This is a genomic window from Aeromonas sp. 55A (assembly GCF_051919665.1).
Taxonomy (GTDB): domain Bacteria; phylum Pseudomonadota; class Gammaproteobacteria; order Enterobacterales; family Aeromonadaceae; genus Aeromonas; species Aeromonas veronii.
On record NZ_JBQBEH010000008.1, the window covers coordinates 3,131,703 to 3,146,522 of the forward strand.

14 protein-coding genes and 1 pseudogene are annotated in these 14,820 nt (G+C 59.1%); 10 read left to right on the forward strand and 5 right to left on the reverse strand.

Annotated elements, in window-relative coordinates; genetic code table 11:
- Positions 1–39 precede the first annotated feature (39 nt).
- The 6 genes from ACTG2G_RS18530 to ACTG2G_RS18555 all read left to right on the forward strand — a co-directional run bounded on the left by ACTG2G_RS18530 (position 40) and on the right by ACTG2G_RS18555 (position 6,879).
- Positions 40–1,659: an ABC transporter substrate-binding protein gene (locus ACTG2G_RS18530; RefSeq protein WP_421386109.1), complete on the forward strand. Its 1,620-nt coding sequence runs from the start codon at positions 40–42 to the stop codon at positions 1,657–1,659.
- Positions 1,660–1,757: 98 nt separating this feature from the next.
- Positions 1,758–2,678 (forward strand): oligopeptide ABC transporter permease OppB, encoded by a 921-nt coding sequence (gene oppB / locus ACTG2G_RS18535; protein ID WP_005337672.1) that lies wholly within the window; start codon positions 1,758–1,760, stop codon positions 2,676–2,678.
- Between the two features lie 14 nt (positions 2,679–2,692).
- Positions 2,693–3,601 carry an oligopeptide ABC transporter permease OppC gene (oppC, locus tag ACTG2G_RS18540; RefSeq protein WP_439985727.1) on the forward strand — a complete coding sequence of 303 codons (909 nt, stop codon included), beginning with the start codon at positions 2,693–2,695 and terminating at the stop codon, positions 3,599–3,601.
- 54 nt (positions 3,602–3,655) lie between these two features.
- A complete protein-coding gene (locus ACTG2G_RS18545) occupies positions 3,656–4,636 on the forward strand; it encodes an ABC transporter ATP-binding protein (RefSeq protein ID WP_429205841.1) in 981 nt (326 codons plus the stop codon).
- Complete coding sequence (gene oppF, locus ACTG2G_RS18550) at positions 4,637–5,632, forward strand: murein tripeptide/oligopeptide ABC transporter ATP binding protein OppF (RefSeq protein ID WP_439985728.1); 996 nt, start codon at positions 4,637–4,639, stop codon at positions 5,630–5,632.
- A gap of 302 nt (positions 5,633–5,934) precedes the next feature.
- Positions 5,935–6,879, forward strand: coding sequence for a TerC family protein (locus tag ACTG2G_RS18555; protein WP_005337664.1), 945 nt, complete (start codon positions 5,935–5,937; stop codon positions 6,877–6,879).
- Between the two features lie 64 nt (positions 6,880–6,943).
- Here ACTG2G_RS18555 and alr read toward each other — a convergent pair whose 3' ends face one another.
- Positions 6,944–8,170 (reverse strand): alanine racemase, encoded by a 1,227-nt coding sequence (gene alr, locus ACTG2G_RS18560; RefSeq protein WP_429205839.1) that lies wholly within the window; start codon positions 8,168–8,170, stop codon positions 6,944–6,946.
- A 173-nt stretch (positions 8,171–8,343) separates the two neighbouring features.
- On the opposite strand from alr, the gene ACTG2G_RS18565 reads away from it, so the two are divergent.
- Entirely contained in the window at positions 8,344–8,793 is a 450-nt protein-coding gene (locus tag ACTG2G_RS18565; RefSeq protein ID WP_429205837.1) for a methyltransferase family protein, read from the forward strand.
- Between the two features lie 93 nt (positions 8,794–8,886).
- On the opposite strand, the gene tapW is transcribed toward ACTG2G_RS18565, so the two are convergent.
- Together tapW and ACTG2G_RS18575 are read right to left on the reverse strand one after the other, a co-directional pair.
- On the reverse strand, positions 8,887–10,026 hold the full coding sequence (gene tapW, locus ACTG2G_RS18570; protein WP_005353124.1) for a type IVa pilus ATPase TapW: 1,140 nt from the start codon (positions 10,024–10,026) through the stop codon (positions 8,887–8,889).
- A gap of 58 nt (positions 10,027–10,084) precedes the next feature.
- Complete coding sequence (locus ACTG2G_RS18575; protein WP_005337656.1) at positions 10,085–10,441, reverse strand: DMT family protein; 357 nt, start codon at positions 10,439–10,441, stop codon at positions 10,085–10,087.
- Positions 10,442–10,553: 112 nt separating this feature from the next.
- On the opposite strand from ACTG2G_RS18575, the gene ACTG2G_RS18580 reads away from it, so the two are divergent.
- The 3 genes from ACTG2G_RS18580 to ACTG2G_RS18590 all read left to right on the forward strand — a co-directional run bounded on the left by ACTG2G_RS18580 (position 10,554) and on the right by ACTG2G_RS18590 (position 13,241).
- Positions 10,554–11,285 (forward strand): substrate-binding periplasmic protein, encoded by a 732-nt coding sequence (locus ACTG2G_RS18580; RefSeq protein ID WP_429205835.1) that lies wholly within the window; start codon positions 10,554–10,556, stop codon positions 11,283–11,285.
- A 97-nt stretch (positions 11,286–11,382) separates the two neighbouring features.
- Positions 11,383–12,390 carry a vitamin B12 ABC transporter permease BtuC gene (btuC, locus tag ACTG2G_RS18585; protein ID WP_429205833.1) on the forward strand — a complete coding sequence of 336 codons (1,008 nt, stop codon included), beginning with the start codon at positions 11,383–11,385 and terminating at the stop codon, positions 12,388–12,390.
- A gap of 53 nt (positions 12,391–12,443) precedes the next feature.
- Positions 12,444–13,241: an ATP-binding cassette domain-containing protein gene (locus ACTG2G_RS18590; RefSeq protein ID WP_216954334.1), complete on the forward strand. Its 798-nt coding sequence runs from the start codon at positions 12,444–12,446 to the stop codon at positions 13,239–13,241.
- Positions 13,242–13,263: 22 nt separating this feature from the next.
- Here the strand turns inward: ACTG2G_RS18590 and aac(6') are convergent.
- Both aac(6') and ACTG2G_RS18600 read right to left on the reverse strand, forming a co-directional pair.
- A pseudogene (gene aac(6'), locus ACTG2G_RS18595) lies at positions 13,264–13,721 on the reverse strand (aminoglycoside 6'-N-acetyltransferase).
- Between the two features lie 6 nt (positions 13,722–13,727).
- Positions 13,728–14,792 (reverse strand): 3-deoxy-7-phosphoheptulonate synthase, encoded by a 1,065-nt coding sequence (locus tag ACTG2G_RS18600; RefSeq protein ID WP_216953269.1) that lies wholly within the window; start codon positions 14,790–14,792, stop codon positions 13,728–13,730.
- Positions 14,793–14,820: the final 28 nt, after the last annotated feature.

Genomic DNA, 14,820 nt, shown 5'->3' on the forward strand with positions numbered 1-14,820 from the left:
TTTAAAAAACGCATGGAATGTTCTTGTTGGAGTAGGGAAATGACTCATAAAAAAACAATGATTAACACATTGCTGATGGCTGCACTGTTTGGTGGCGTCAATGTGGCTCAGGCTGCCGATGTCCCGGCGGGAACCAAGCTGGCTGAAGTCCAGCAACTGGTAAAGGGCAACGGCTCCGAGCCTGCGACCCTTGACCCGCACAAGACCGAAGGAACGGTCGAATCCAATATTCTTCGTGACCTGTTCGAGGGGCTGGTACTTTCTGGTCCCAAGGGTGAAGTACTGCCTGGCGTAGCAGAATCTTGGGAAACCAAGGATAACAAGCACTACGTCTTCCATCTGCGCAAAGATGCCAAGTGGTCCAACGGTGACCCGGTCACTGCCCACGATTTCGTTTTTGCTTTCCAGCGTGCCGTTGATCCGAAGACAGCCTCTCCTTACTCCTGGTATCTTGAGATGCCGACTATCGCCAACGCCACCGATATTATCGCTGGTAAGAAACCCGCTGATACGCTGGGTGTGAAGGCGACCGACGACTACACCTTCGAAGTGCAGCTTGAGAAAGCGATCCCTTACTTCGTCAGCATGCTCTCCCACACCACCACCTATCCGGTACCGAAAAAGGTAGTCGAGCAGTTTGGTGACAAGTGGACCCAGCCGGAGAATATGGTATCCAATGGTGCCTATGTGCTGAAGAAATGGGTGGTCAACGAGCGGATAGAGCTTGAGCGCAACAAGAATTACTGGGACGACGGCAAGACAGTGATCAATACAGTGGTCTATTTGCCGATCCAGTCTACCAACGCCGATCTGAGCCGCTATCTGGCGGGTGAGGTGGATCTGACTTACACCACTCCTATCGAACGTTTCAAGCAGCTCAAGAAGGATTACCCGAATGAGCTGAAGGTGACCGGCTTGGTGTCCACTTACTATTACCAATTCAACTTCAAGCACAAACCGTTTGACGATGTGCGTGTCCGTACTGCGCTCTCCTACGCCATCGATCGCAACGTGATCGCCGACAAGGTAATGGGTCAGGGCCAGACTCCGGCTTACGGTCTGACCCCAGACTATGTGGATGGTTTCAAGCCAGTGGTCGCCGATTGGTCGAAGATGACCCAGGCCGAGCGTGATACCAAAGCGAAAGCCATGTTGAAAGAAGCCGGTTTCGATGCCAGCAAGCCGCTCAAGCTCGAACTGCTCTACAACACCGACGACAACCACAAGAAAGTGGCCGTGGCCGTGGCCTCCATGTGGAAGAAGCTGGGCGTGCAGGTGAGCCTGGTCAACCAGGAGTGGAAAACTTATCTGGAAACCAAGAAACAGGGGCAGTTTGAAGTAGCTCGTGCCGGCTGGAACGCTGACTACAACGAAGCCTCCTCCATGCTGGATCTGATGCAGACCACCCACGGCACCAACGACGGCAAGTACTCCAATCCGGAGTATGACAAGCTGATGGATGAGTCTCGCGATCAGGTTGACGATGTGGCCCGCAACAAGATCTATGCCCAGGCTGAGGCCATCCTTGCCAAGGACATGCCGATCGCCCCTATCTATCAATACGTTACTCCGCGCATGGTGAAATCCTATGTGGGTGGCTACCCGGCTAACCCGCTGGATAACCTCTACAGCAAAGATATGTACATCATTGCTCACTGATTTAAAGCAACAAGTCGCATAACAAGCAGGGCCCGCCAGACGGTGGGCCTTTATTACAACCGCGACCCTTTGGAAGCAGTACAGGACAGGAAATGTCTATGTTGAAATTCATTTTTAAACGGCTATTGGAAGCGATCCCGACTCTGTTGGTTTTGATCACCGTCTCTTTCTTCATGATGCGTTTCGCCCCCGGTAACCCCTTTACCAGCGAGCGTTCACTGCCCCCCGAAGTCATCGCCAACATTGAGGCCAAATACGGGCTCGACAAACCCATTGGCATGCAATATCTCACCTACCTGGGCAACTTGGTGCAGGGTGATTTGGGCCCCTCTTTCAAATACAAGGATTTCACCGTCAATGATCTGGTGAGCCAGGCGTTGCCTGTATCCGCCAAGATCGGGACTACGGCCTTCTTCTTCGCCGTGTTGCTGGGGGTCACCTTCGGCACCATAGCGGCACTGAAACAGAACACCATCATCGATTATCTGCTGATGTCGTCGGCTATGGCCGGGGTGGTGATCCCGGGCTTTGTGCTGGCGCCCTTGCTGGTGCTGTTTTTCAGTATTCATCTGGGTTGGTTCCCTGCCGGTGGATGGCAGGGGGGTGGCATCCAGTTTATGGTGCTGCCGGTGTTCGGCATGATGATGTACTACATCTCTGCCATCTCGCGGATCATGCGGGGCAGCATGATCGAGACCATGAACTCCAACTTCATCCGTACCGCCCGTGCCAAGGGCTTGCCGCTGCGCCACATCATCCTGAAACACGCGCTGCGTCCGGCCATGCTGCCGGTGGTCTCCTATCTGGGCCCGGCCTTTGTCGGCATCATCACCGGTTCCGTGGTGATCGAGACCATCTTCGGTCTGCCGGGGATCGGTCAGCTGTTCGTCAATGGTGCCCTTAACCGTGATTACTCCATGGTGCTCGGTCTGACCATTCTGGTCGGCGCCCTCACCATCACCTTTAACGCTGTGGTCGATATTCTCTACGCCTTTATCGATCCCAAGATCCGTTACTAATTCGGGAGTTCATCATGGTTGTTTCAACTGAAAAACGCGATGCCGTCGAGGCGTTCGCGCAAAAAGTGGAAGTGGTGGAGGGACGCTCCCTGTGGAAGGATGCCCGTCGCCGTTTCCTGCGCAACAAGGCGGCCCTGACCAGCCTGATCATTCTGACCATCATCGGTCTTGCGGTCATCTTTGGCCCCCATTTGTCCCAATACACCTTTGACGATCCGGACTGGGGCGCCATGCAGTCGCCGCCCGATATGGAAGCGGGTCACTACTTCGGTACCGACAGCCTGGGGCGCGATCTGTTCGTGCGCACTCTGCTGGGTGGCCGGATTTCCCTGATGGTCGGCATCATGGGCGCCATGGTGGCGGTCATCATCGGCACCCTGTATGGCGCGGCCTCCGGCTTTATCGGCGGGCGGGTCGACAGCCTGATGATGCGGGTACTGGAGATCCTCAACGCCTTCCCCTTCATGTTCTTTGTCATCATGCTGGTCACCTTCTTTGGCCGCAATCTGGCACTCATCTTTATCGCTATCGGGGCGGTGAGCTGGCTCGACATGGCGCGTATCGTGCGCGGCCAGACTCTCAGCCTCAAGAGCAAGGAGTTTATCGAGGCGGCCGTCTGTGGCGTCTCCAAGTGGAAGATCATCACCCGTCACATCGTACCGAACGTACTCGGTATCGTGGCCGTCTACGCCACCTTGCTGGTGCCGGGGATGATCATGTTTGAATCCTTCCTGAGTTTCCTGGGCCTTGGGGTTCAGGAACCGATGACCAGCTGGGGTGCCCTGCTGGATGAAGGCTCCAAGTCGATGGAAGTGGCCATCTGGCAACTGCTGTTCCCCGCCGGTTTTATGGTGGTGACCCTGTTTTGCTTCAACTTCCTCGGGGATGGTCTGCGTGACGCCCTCGATCCGAAAGATCGTTAATCGAGCATCGGGTCGACAGGAAAGCATCACGAAAGATCGATAAGGAGTTTTTATATGAAGTTACTGGATGTGAAAGATCTGCGGGTCGAGTTCAAGACCCCGGATGGCAATGTGGTGGCGGTCAACGACCTCAATTTTTCTCTCTCTGCGGGTGAAACCCTGGGGATCGTCGGCGAGTCCGGCTCCGGTAAATCCCAGACGGCCTTTGCCATCATGGGGCTGCTGGCCAAGAACGGCATTATTACCGGTTCCGCCAAGTTTCAGGGGGAGGAGATCCTCAACCTGCCGGAGTCCAAGCTCAACAAGATCCGCTCCGAGAAGATCGCCATGATCTTCCAGGACCCCATGACCTCGCTCAACCCCTACATGAAGGTGCAGGATCAGCTGATGGAAGTGCTGATGTTGCATAAGGGCGTCAGCAAGGCGGAAGCATTCGAAGAGTCGGTACGGATGCTCGATGCGGTCAAAATTCCCGAAGCACGCAAACGGATGGGGATGTATCCCCACGAGTTCTCCGGCGGCATGCGTCAGCGGGTGATGATCGCCATGGCGCTGCTCTGCCGGCCGCAACTGCTGATCGCCGACGAGCCGACCACCGCGCTTGACGTGACCGTACAGGCCCAGATCATGACCCTGATGAACGAGCTCAAGCGCGAGTTCAACACCGCCATCATCATGATCACCCACGACCTCGGCGTGGTCGCCGGTATCTGCAACAAGGTGCTGGTGATGTATGCCGGTCGTACCATGGAGTACGGCAAGGTAGACGATATCTTTTATCGCCCGAGCCACCCCTACACCGAAGGCTTGCTGCGCGCCATTCCCCGCCTCGATACCGAAGGGGAAGTGCTGCCCACCATCCCGGGCAATCCGCCCAACCTGCTGCGTCTGCCCACCGGTTGCCCCTTCCAGGAGCGTTGCCACCGGGTCAGCGAGATTTGCGGCCAGCAGTCACCGATCCTGACCCCCTTCAACGACGGTCGGGAGCGAGCCTGTCACTGGGGTTCGGATGCCATGAACAAGGGGGCCAACTAAATGGGTGCCGATAAGAAATTGCTGTTGGAAGTGTCTGACCTCAAGGTCCACTTCAGTATCAAGAGTGGCAAGGCGTGGCCCTGGGCCAAACCGTCCGACCTCAAGGCGGTCGATGGCGTGACCTTGCGTCTCTATGAGGGGGAAACCCTCGGTGTGGTGGGGGAGTCCGGCTGCGGCAAATCGACCTTTGCCCGCGCCATCATCGGTCTGGTACCGGCCACCGATGGCAAGGTGGTGTGGCTGGGTGACGATCTCACCAAGCTCGATCAGAATGCCCTGCGCGAGAAGCGCAAAGAGATCCAGATGATCTTCCAGGACCCGCTGGCTTCTCTGAACCCGCGCATGACCATCGGCGACATCATCGCCGAGCCGCTCATCACCTTCTATCCCAACCTGCCACGGGAAGAGGTGAAGGAGAAGGTGCGCGCCATGATGAGTAAGGTGGGGCTCTTGCCCAACCTGGTCAACCGCTATCCGCACGAGTTCTCCGGTGGCCAGTGCCAGCGGATCGGGATTGCCCGGGCGCTGATCCTCGAGCCCAAGATGATCATCTGCGACGAGCCGGTGTCGGCGCTTGACGTCTCCATTCAGGCGCAGGTGGTCAACCTGCTCAAATCCCTGCAAAAGGAGATGGGGCTGTCGCTCATCTTCATCGCCCACGATCTGTCGGTGGTCAAACACATCTCCGAGCGGGTGCTGGTGATGTATCTGGGCAACGCCGTCGAGCTGGGGACCCGCAAGGAGATCTTTGCCAATCCGCTGCATCCCTACACCAAGGCGCTGATGTCAGCGGTGCCGATCCCGGACCCTGAGCTGGAGCGCAACAAGGTGATCCAGATCCTGGAGGGGGACTTGCCCTCACCGATGAACCCGCCGTCCGGTTGCGTGTTCCGCACCCGCTGCCCGGTGGCTGGCCCCGAGTGCGCTAAGACCCGCCCTGTGCTGGAGGGGAACTTCGATCACGCTGTCTCCTGCCTCAAGGTCGATCCACTCTGATGGGGATGAGTTGAACCTGTTTGCGGGGCTCCTTGATGGGGCCCCGATTTATTTCTGGCGGTAGTGAAGATGCCTCTTGGCGTTATCTTTTACCGCTGCTACTATCCGCGCAACAAGGGGAGTAACTTCTCGCCGGTTTGTCGTCATTACGGTGCACCCATTTCCTGCAGTGCACCCGGCAGCCGGGCAGTCGATGCAAATCAGCTGTAAGTGAGACCTTGCCGAGAGGCAAGGTGTATCTGCTCCAAACGCAAACCCACGCCTCTCGGTCGTGGGTTTTGTCGTTTTTGGGAGAAGTGAACATGGGTGAATGGTGGATGTGGACCGGTTTCTTCAGCATAGTGCTGGTCCTGTTATGGATAGACATACGCTTTGTCGGTGGTGGCAAGTCACACAAGGTGTCCCTCAAAGAGGCGGGTGTCTGGTCCCTCATCTGGGTCAGCGTGGCCCTGCTCTTCAACCTGGCCATCTGGCTCTGGCTCGATCACAGCGCGGGCCGTGAGATTGCCAACCAGAAGGGACTGGAGTTCCTCACCGGCTACCTCATCGAGAAAGCGCTGGCAGTAGACAACGTCTTTGTCTGGTTGATGCTGTTCGGCTACTTTGCCATTCCGGCCGAGCTGCAACGCCGGGTGCTGCTCTACGGGGTGCTGGGTGCCATCGTGATGCGGGCCGGTATGGTGTTCGCGGGCAGCTGGCTCATCGAACAGTTCCACTGGATCCTCTACCTGTTTGGCGCTTTCCTGCTGCTGACTGGTGCCAAGATGCTGTGGGCGGCCGACAAGGAGCCTGACTTGGCCAACAATCCGCTGCTGGGCTGGATGCGCCGTCGTTTCAAGGTGACCGAGACCCTGGAAGGGGAGAAGTTCTTCGTCTGGCGCGATGGTGTGCGCTATGCCACCCCGCTGCTGTTGATCCTGGTGCTGGTGGAGGTGAGCGACCTCATCTTCGCGGTGGACAGTATCCCGGCCATCTTCGCGGTGACCACGGATCCCTTCATCGTGCTGACCTCCAACATCTTCGCCATCATGGGTCTGCGTGCCATGTACTTCCTGCTGGCCGGTGTGGCGGATCGCTTCGCCTTGCTCAAGTACGGTCTGGCACTGATCCTGATGTTTATCGGGGTCAAGATGCTGCTGCTGGATATCTTCAAGATCCCGACCGGCATAGCACTGGGCGTAGTCGCGTTGATCCTACTGGCATCCATGGGGCTGAGTCTGTTTGTGACTCGTAAAAAGGCCGCTTAAACGCAACATCATTTAATACCAAACAACAAGGGCTCCCGCGGGAGCCCTTTTTCATATCGCGTGATCAGCGTTTGATCTTCTTGGGGTTGGTGTAGCCCCAGATGGTGTACATGTCCGCCAGCAGGGCGCCGTTGTACTCCTCCAGATCCGCCTGTTTCACTTCGGCTTCACCCTGACGGCCAAACAGCACCACCTCGTCGCCGGGTTTCACCCCTTTCAGATCAGTCACATCCACCATGATGGTGTTCATGGAGGTCTTGCCGACCACCGGCACCTTCTGACCCTGGATCAGCACATAGGCTTTGTTGCTGAGGGCGCGGCGATAGCCATCGGAGTAGCCCAGCGGCAGGTTGGCGAGCCAGGAGTCACGCTTGAGGGTAAAGGTGCGGTCATAACCGACGGTGTTGCCCGCGGCATAGTGGTTGATCGAGGCGACCTGGGTCTTGAATGCCATCACCCGCTTGTACTCGGTGTGGGAGGGGATGGAGTCGCCGTAGAGCAGGCCGCCCGGGCGCACCATGTCGAAGTAGGCGTCCGGCACAGCCAGAGTGGCGAAGGAGTTGGCGGCGTGGATGGTGATCTTGCTGCGATCCAGCTTACCCGCTTCCAGCAGCCACTGGGAGTCCAGTTTGAACTGGGCCAGTCCCATCTTGACGTCCTCTTTCTCCTCAACCGGGAAGTGGGTCATGATGCCGACCGGGGTGATCCCCTTTAGCTTGAGCATAGCCAGCGTATCCTGCTTGGCATCGGCCAGACGCAGGTCGATGCCGTTGCGGCTCATGCCGGCGGAGTTGAGCGCGATATGCACCGGAATGGTGGTGTGGTGGCGCTGGGCGATCTCGGCGATACCCTGGGCACTCACCAGACTGCCGATCAGCTCCTCCATCTTGTAGGGCAGGGCCTGCTCTACTTCATCCGGGGTGGCAGCACGCACCCGCATCAGACGGCCGGTAAAGCCCTTCTCGCGGGCGACGCGCGCCTCTTCGTTGCTGGCGATGCCGATGCAGGGGATATTTGCCTTGACCACGGAGGGGACCAGCAGGTCGATGCCATGACCGTAAGCGTCGGCCTTCATGATGGCGCAGATCTGCGGGCCCTTGTCGCCGAGACGATCCTTGAGGGTCTGGATATTGTGCTCAAAGGCGCCCAGATCCACTTCCAACCAGGCGTTGCTGGCGGTTTGCTCCTGGCCGTTGCGATGATCTGTCGCAAGGGGCAGATAGGGAGCCGCAACGGCTTGGCCCGCGAGCAGGCCGAAGATCAGGGTAGCCAGCAGAGTTTTCTTGTGCATGGTGATTCCTTTTTGTTGTTCGCGTTGGATAGTTTGGACGGGGTCGGCCACATTGGTGGTGGTTTAACCACAACTTATTGTTATTATTATGATCTTTGTCACTCTCAACAGGCGCTGACTGGTTGGGAGTCTACCGCAACACGGGTTCGGCCGACACTCGTCAGGGGAATAAAATGGTCAATCTTGAGTTACGTTTGCCACCACCGCTGATCTTCCTGCTCTGTGCAGGGGCCATGTGGTGGCTAAGAGGGGAGAGCCAGCCCGGCATCTGGGCAATGACGCTGATGGCTGTGCTGGTCGTGGCGGGGACCATCATGGGCTTTGGTGCCCTGCAACGATTTCGTCACCACCAGACCACGGTCAGCCCCACCAAACCTCAGCACACCAGTCGTCTGGTGACCTGTGGCGTCTATCGTGTCAGTCGCAATCCCATGTATCTGGGGCTGCTTTGCTGGCTGGCCGCCTGGGGCTGTTATCTGGGTGGAAGTTGGGTCTGGGTTGGGCCAATCGTGCTGGTTGCCTGGCTGACCCGCTTTCAGATCATGCCGGAGGAGCGGCTGCTGCGCGCCCGTTTCGGCGACGAGTATGTGGCATATTGCCAGCGCGTTCGCCGTTGGTGCTGACTGGCTGTGAGCTGCGTGAGCTGAGGGATAAGTCGGGTCAGCTGTGCTGGATAAAGAGAACCCCGGGCGGGCCCGGGGTTCTCGAGGAACTGGTTAGAAAAAATCGCCCTTCTCGTCCTTGGTGGGTTCGAGGCTCCAGCCGGTGGCATCGCTGCTGCTGGCAATCTGCCCCTTCTCCTTCCACAGCTTGATCTTGAGGCGCAGGTTGTTGGCCGAGTCGGCGTTCTTCACCGCCTCTTCTTCCTCAATTACCCCTTCCACCACCAGATCGAACAGGGCACTGTCGAAGGTAACCATGCCGAGGGCCTTGGATTTCTCCATCACCTCTTTGAGGCCGCCAAATTCGCCGCGCTTGATCATGTCGCGGATGGTGTGGGTGCCGAGCATGATCTCCACTGCGGCCCGGCGGCCGCCATCGGTGGTTTTCACCAGCCGTTGGGAGACAAAAGCCTTGAGGTTGTTGCCCAGATCGTTGAGCAGCTGGGGGCGGCGCTCCTCGGGGAAGAAGTTGATGATGCGATCCAGCGCCTGGTTGGCGTTGTTGGCGTGCAGGGTGGAGATGGCAAGGTGGCCGGTTTCGGAGAAGGCCAGCGCATGTTCCATGGTCTCGCGATCGCGGATCTCGCCGATAAGAATGACATCCGGCGCCTGACGCAGGGTGTTTTTCAGGGCGGCGTGGAAGCTGCGGGTATCCACGCCAACCTCCCGCTGATTGATGATACTCTTGCGGTGGCGATGAACGAACTCCACCGGATCTTCGATAGTGATGATGTGGCCGCCGCTGTTGCGGTTGCGGTGGTCGATAAGCGCCGCCAGCGAAGTGGATTTGCCCGAGCCGGTACCGCCGACAAACAGCACCAGGCCACGTTTCTCCATGATGGTGTCGAGCAGCACAGGCGGGAGTTTGAGATCTTCAAAGCGGGGGATTTCGGTCTTGATGTTGCGGGCCACCAGAGAGACTTCGTTGCGCTGCTTGAAGATGTTGACCCGAAAGCGGCCGATCTGGGGCAGGGAGATGGCGAGGTTCATCTCCAGATCCTTCTCGAACTGCTGCTTCTGCTCGCCATCCATGATCTCGGCGGCGATCCGCGCCACTTCACCCGGTTCCAGCGGCGTTTCGTTGAGGGGGCGCAGGCCGCCGTTAAATTTGGCGCAGGGGGGCGCGCCGGTCGACAGATAGAGGTCTGAGCCATCCTGCTTGGCCAGGATCTGTAACATGTCTCGCAATTCCATTTTTTTGCCTCGTCGATCAATGAGATGCCATGAGCGGGATGATATTGAGTGTACAGTCTCAGGCGCCGGTCAGTTTCTCGCGAAAGACAAAAAAGACCGCACCGAGAATGCAGAGCCCTGCCCAGAGATAGTCCCATTTCAGATCTTCTTTGAGATAGAAGATAGAGAAGGGGACGAATACGGTGAGTGTGATCACTTCTTGCAGGATTTTAAGTTGGCCCACGCTCATCACCGTATGGCCGATCCGGTTGGCGGGCACTTGCAGCAGGTATTCGAACAGGGCGATACCCCAGCTCACCAGGGCGGCAATGATCCAGGGTTTATGGTTCATGCTCTTGAGGTGAGCGTACCAGGCGAAGGTCATAAAGACGTTGCTGCAGAGCAGCAGACCGATACTGGTGAAAATCGGGTTCATAGGGTTCTCCTTGAAAATCCGGCGCATTTTATCCCTGAACCACGGGTTTTCATACGTGGTGCGGGAGGGTATTTTTAACCAACAGGATAAGCCGTGCGAGGTATGCGACGGGATGGGCAAGTTATGCGGGATAGTGTTGTTACTGTTATTTGCCATGCCGGTGCGTGCGGCCCCGACGCTGACGGTGGCCACTGATCTGTGGCCGCCATTTCGCATCCTGCAAGCGGATGGCCGGTTGCAGGGGCTCGACATGGACATCCTGCGCCGGTTGCAACAGGCGAGCGGCATTGAGTTGCAGGTACGGCGGATGCCGTGGGGCAGGGCGCTCAAGCAGATGCAGACCGGTCAGGTCGATCTGATGATTGGCCTCGCCTATACCGCCGAGCGGGCGCAGTTTATCGACTATCTGCACCCTGCCTACTACCAGTGCTGGCACGCGTTTTATGGTCAGCCGGTCAATGTGGCCCGGATCCACCAATACCGCGATCTGCAGGGGGTGAAGGTGGGCTATGTGCTCAACTCCGCCTACTTTGAGCCCTTCAACAGTGACAGCCGCCTCGACAAGCACGGAGTACCCACCGAAGATCAGCTGCTGCGCATGGTGCAGCGCGGTCACCTGCCGCTGATGATTGGCACCGACTGTCAGGTGGACTATGCCCTGAGTCAGGGAAATGCCAGCCGGATAGGCAAGGCGGACTACCGCCCCGCCACGCCGGTGACCCTCTATCTGGGGATGAGCAAGCACTCACCTCACCAGTCGCTGCGCCAGCCCTTGCTGGTGGCGCTGCAAAATCTGGTGGCCAGCGGCGAGATAAGCGTGATGGCCAAGCGTTACCAGCCTTGACCTTGGGTGGCAAGCCACTGTTATCATGCCTTTTTCCTGCTTCTCCCCCGGCGCTGCGACAGGGCCGGGGGGAAGCCTTGTTATTCGGGGATCCTCCTTGTACCTCTCCCTTATCGCCCGCCAGCAGCGCTGGCAGCGGCGCTGGCTCTGTGGCCTGACGCTGCTGACCCTGCTGCTGTTTCTCTTATCCCTCGTCTGGGGCGAGTTTGTGCTGCTGCCCTGGCAGCCCCTTGGCGATCTCGAACAGCGCATCCTGCTGGAGCTGCGTCTGCCGCGCGCCTTGCTGGCCCTCTTGGCTGGTGCAGCGCTTGCCTGTGGCGGTGCCGTGCTGCAGGTGATGCTGCACAACCCGGTGGCGGAGCCCGGGCTGCTTGGTGTCTCAAGCGGGGCAGGACTGGCTGCCATGGTAGCGATGGCGGTAGCCAAATCCCTCGGTGTCTATCTGCCCGGCTGGGGGCTGTCACTGGCGGCCTTCGGTGGCGCCCTGCTGGTGACCATGCTGCTCATTCGGCTGGCTCGCCGGGCGCGTCTCGGCCATGCCCGCTTGCTACTGTTTGGGGTGGCTATCGGTATTCTCACCAATGCCGCCATGACCTGGCTGATGTACTTTGCCGACGACGGCTCCTTGCGTGAATTCATGTTCTGGATGATGGGCAGCCTCTCTTACGGCAGCCAGCAGTTCGGCTGGTGGTGGCTGGTGCTGCCGCTCACCCTGGGCTGGCTCTGCTGGCAGGGCAAGGCGCTGCAACAGTTGCTGCTGGGGGAGACCCAGGCCCGCCTGATGGGGATGGATGTCGACAGGATGCGAGTACGGCTGGTGCTGGCGGTCTGTCTGCTGACCGGGGTGGCGGTATCCCTGTGCGGGGTGATCGGTTTTGTCGGGCTGGTGGTGCCCCATCTGCTGCGGCTCTGTGGCGGTAGCGATCAGCGTTTCCTGCTGCCTGCGTCGGCGCTCGGTGGCGGGGCCCTGCTGCTGGCAGCCGATCTGGTTGCTCGATCCACCCTGAGCGCGGGGGAGTTGCCTATCGGGGTCATCACCGCCTCGGTGGGGGCGCCGCTCTTTATCTATCTGCTATTGAGGCAAACTGCTGATGGTTCTGCATGATTTGGTCGGGGCGCGCAGTCAGCTTATTTACCCGTTGTTGAGGCAAGATGCCGATGTCGCCCGCTGATCCCATGCCGGTTTCTTCTGGTGCTACTGCGCCGCTGCTGGAGGCGCGCGCACTCGCCATTGCCGGACGGCTCTCTCCCCTGGATATCCGCTGGCATGGCGGCCAGCTGGTGGCGCTGCTTGGCCCCAATGGCAGTGGCAAGTCGACCCTGCTCGGGGCGCTGGCGGGGATTTTACCCGCCGATGGCACAGTGTTGCTGGGGGGGGGAGTGCTTACTGACATGACTTGGCCCGAGCTTGCCAAACGGCGCGCCATGCTGCCCCAGCGTCAGCCCCAGCTGTTTCATATTCCGGTGTTTCAGGTGTTGAGCCTGGGGCTCGATGAGATGGTTGCACCTGCCAGACAGAACGAGGCGATAAATGCATTGTGCGAGGCATTGGAGCTGGAAGCTTTGCTGGCTCGTGACTTCAGCCGGTTGTCGGGGGGCGAGCAGCAGCGAGTGCTGATTGCCCGCACCTTGCTGCAGGTGTGGCCGAGCCTCAATCCGACCGGCAAGGTGCTGCTGCTGGACGAGCCGCTGGCGGGGCTCGACCTGCATCACCAGCTGGCGCTATTGCGGTTGCTGAAAACCCTGGCCGGGCAGGGCTTGCTGGTGGTGCTCGCCATCCACGATATCAATCTGGCCATCGACTGGGCCGACCGCATTCTCTGCCTGCAAGGGGGCGCGGTGGTGCGCGAAGGGGGTGTAGAGCTGGTGGATGAGGCGCTGCTGGCGCAGGTATTCCAGATCCGCACCGACCGCATCGAAGCGGCGGGTCGGGTCTGGTTTATGCCCAGTTTGTGAGAAACAAGAAAGGCCCTTGGCGTCAGCCGAGGGCCTTTTTGAAGAATCGACTCGCTCCGTTTCGGCAAAGCCGAGTCGCTGGTGCATCTGCTGCGAGGCAAGATTGTCGATGGCGGCATCGGAGGCCAGTTCCCGGCAACCCAGCTCGCGGCCCCACTGCGCCACCTGAGCGATCAAGGCTTGGGCCACCCCACGCTGGCGCGAGGCCGGTTGCACATAGACCCCTTCCAGATACATCACAGGGCTGCTGTTGCAGCCATTCACGTAATCGTGGCGCAGGGCTGCATCGGCAAAGCCTACCGCCTGACTCTGCTCATCCAGCGCCAGAAAGGCGTTGAGATGTGCATTGGCCAACATCTCAACCCCTTCCTGCAGGTGGGCCGAAAGTGCGTGATGCGGCCACAGCTGCTGGCGCAGGGTTGCCCACTGCGCCAGCAGCGTCTCATCGAGGGGGACTATCTGCCAGCCGATATTTGTCATCGGGGCTCAGGCTTGCCGCTTGGCAAGGCGCACCTGCGCAGCCTCTGCCAGCATCGCCAGCAGGGTTTCGGTGTCGCTCCATGACAGGCAGGCATCGGTGATGCTCTGGCCAAAGGTGGCGGCGCAGCCGTTCTCCACATCCTGACGCCCTTCCACCAGGAAGCTCTCGGCCATGATACCGGCGATGCCGGTGCGGCCGCGGCGCAGCTGATCGCAGATATCTTGCGCGACCAGCAGCTGGCGACGGTGATCCTTCATGCTGTTGCCGTGGCTGAAATCGACCACCAGCCGCTCCGGCAGGCCCACATCGGCCAGCGCCTCGCACGCTTCATCGACACTGGCGGTGTCGTAGTTGGGTCGGTGGCCGCCACGCAGGATCACATGACCAAAGGGGTTACCGGCGGTGCGGTAGATGGTCATCTTGCCGTCCTTGTCCGGCGAATAGAAGATGTGGCTGTGACGGGCGGCGCGCACCGCATCGATGGCGATGCGGGTATTGCCGTCGGTGCCGTTCTTGAAGCCAACCGGGCAGGAGAGGGCCGAAGCCATCTCGCGGTGTACCTGGGATTCGGTGGTGCGTGCGCCGATGGCGCCCCAGGTGATGAGGTCGGCAATATACTGGCCGGTCACCATATCGAGGAATTCGGTGGCGGTGGGCATGCCGATCTCGTTGATGTCGACCAGCAGTTTGCGCGCCAGTTTCAGCCCTTCGTTGACATCGAAGCTGCCATCGAGGCGCGGATCGTTGATCAGTCCCTTCCAGCCGACGATGGTGCGTGGTTTCTCGAAATAGGTGCGCATCACGATGCAGAGGCTCTCTTTATACTGCTCGCGCAGGGCGTTGAGGCGCTGGGCATACTCGCGAGCAGCAGCGGGATCATGGATAGAGCAGGGGCCGACAATGACCAGCAGGCGCTGATCGTCTCCGGCCAGAATGGCTTCCACTTCGCGACGGGCATCCAGCAGATTCTGGGCAATGGTATCGGTGATCGGAAACGCGTGTGCAAGCTCGCTCGGAGTGATCAGTGACTCCAGGCGACGGGTGCGCAATTCATCTGTGTGAATGGACATACAACTCAAGTCTCGAGTGGGTGGTGTC

Coding starts and splice junctions, on each gene's coding strand:
- oppF (WP_439985728.1), top strand. CDS start 4,637: ATGGGTGCCGATAAGAAATTGCTGTTGGAAGTGTCTGACCTCAAGGTC.
- ACTG2G_RS18590 (WP_216954334.1), top strand. CDS start 12,444: ATGTCGCCCGCTGATCCCATGCCGGTTTCTTCTGGTGCTACTGCGCCG.
- alr (WP_429205839.1), bottom strand. CDS start 8,170: ATGCACAAGAAAACTCTGCTGGCTACCCTGATCTTCGGCCTGCTCGCG.
- ACTG2G_RS18555 (WP_005337664.1), top strand. CDS start 5,935: ATGGGTGAATGGTGGATGTGGACCGGTTTCTTCAGCATAGTGCTGGTC.
- ACTG2G_RS18580 (WP_429205835.1), top strand. CDS start 10,554: ATGGGCAAGTTATGCGGGATAGTGTTGTTACTGTTATTTGCCATGCCG.
- ACTG2G_RS18545 (WP_429205841.1), top strand. CDS start 3,656: ATGAAGTTACTGGATGTGAAAGATCTGCGGGTCGAGTTCAAGACCCCG.
- tapW (WP_005353124.1), bottom strand. CDS start 10,026: ATGGAATTGCGAGACATGTTACAGATCCTGGCCAAGCAGGATGGCTCA.
- ACTG2G_RS18600 (WP_216953269.1), bottom strand. CDS start 14,792: ATGTCCATTCACACAGATGAATTGCGCACCCGTCGCCTGGAGTCACTG.
- oppC (WP_439985727.1), top strand. CDS start 2,693: ATGGTTGTTTCAACTGAAAAACGCGATGCCGTCGAGGCGTTCGCGCAA.
- oppB (WP_005337672.1), top strand. CDS start 1,758: ATGTTGAAATTCATTTTTAAACGGCTATTGGAAGCGATCCCGACTCTG.
- ACTG2G_RS18575 (WP_005337656.1), bottom strand. CDS start 10,441: ATGAACCCGATTTTCACCAGTATCGGTCTGCTGCTCTGCAGCAACGTC.
- ACTG2G_RS18565 (WP_429205837.1), top strand. CDS start 8,344: ATGGTCAATCTTGAGTTACGTTTGCCACCACCGCTGATCTTCCTGCTC.
- ACTG2G_RS18530 (WP_421386109.1), top strand. CDS start 40: ATGACTCATAAAAAAACAATGATTAACACATTGCTGATGGCTGCACTG.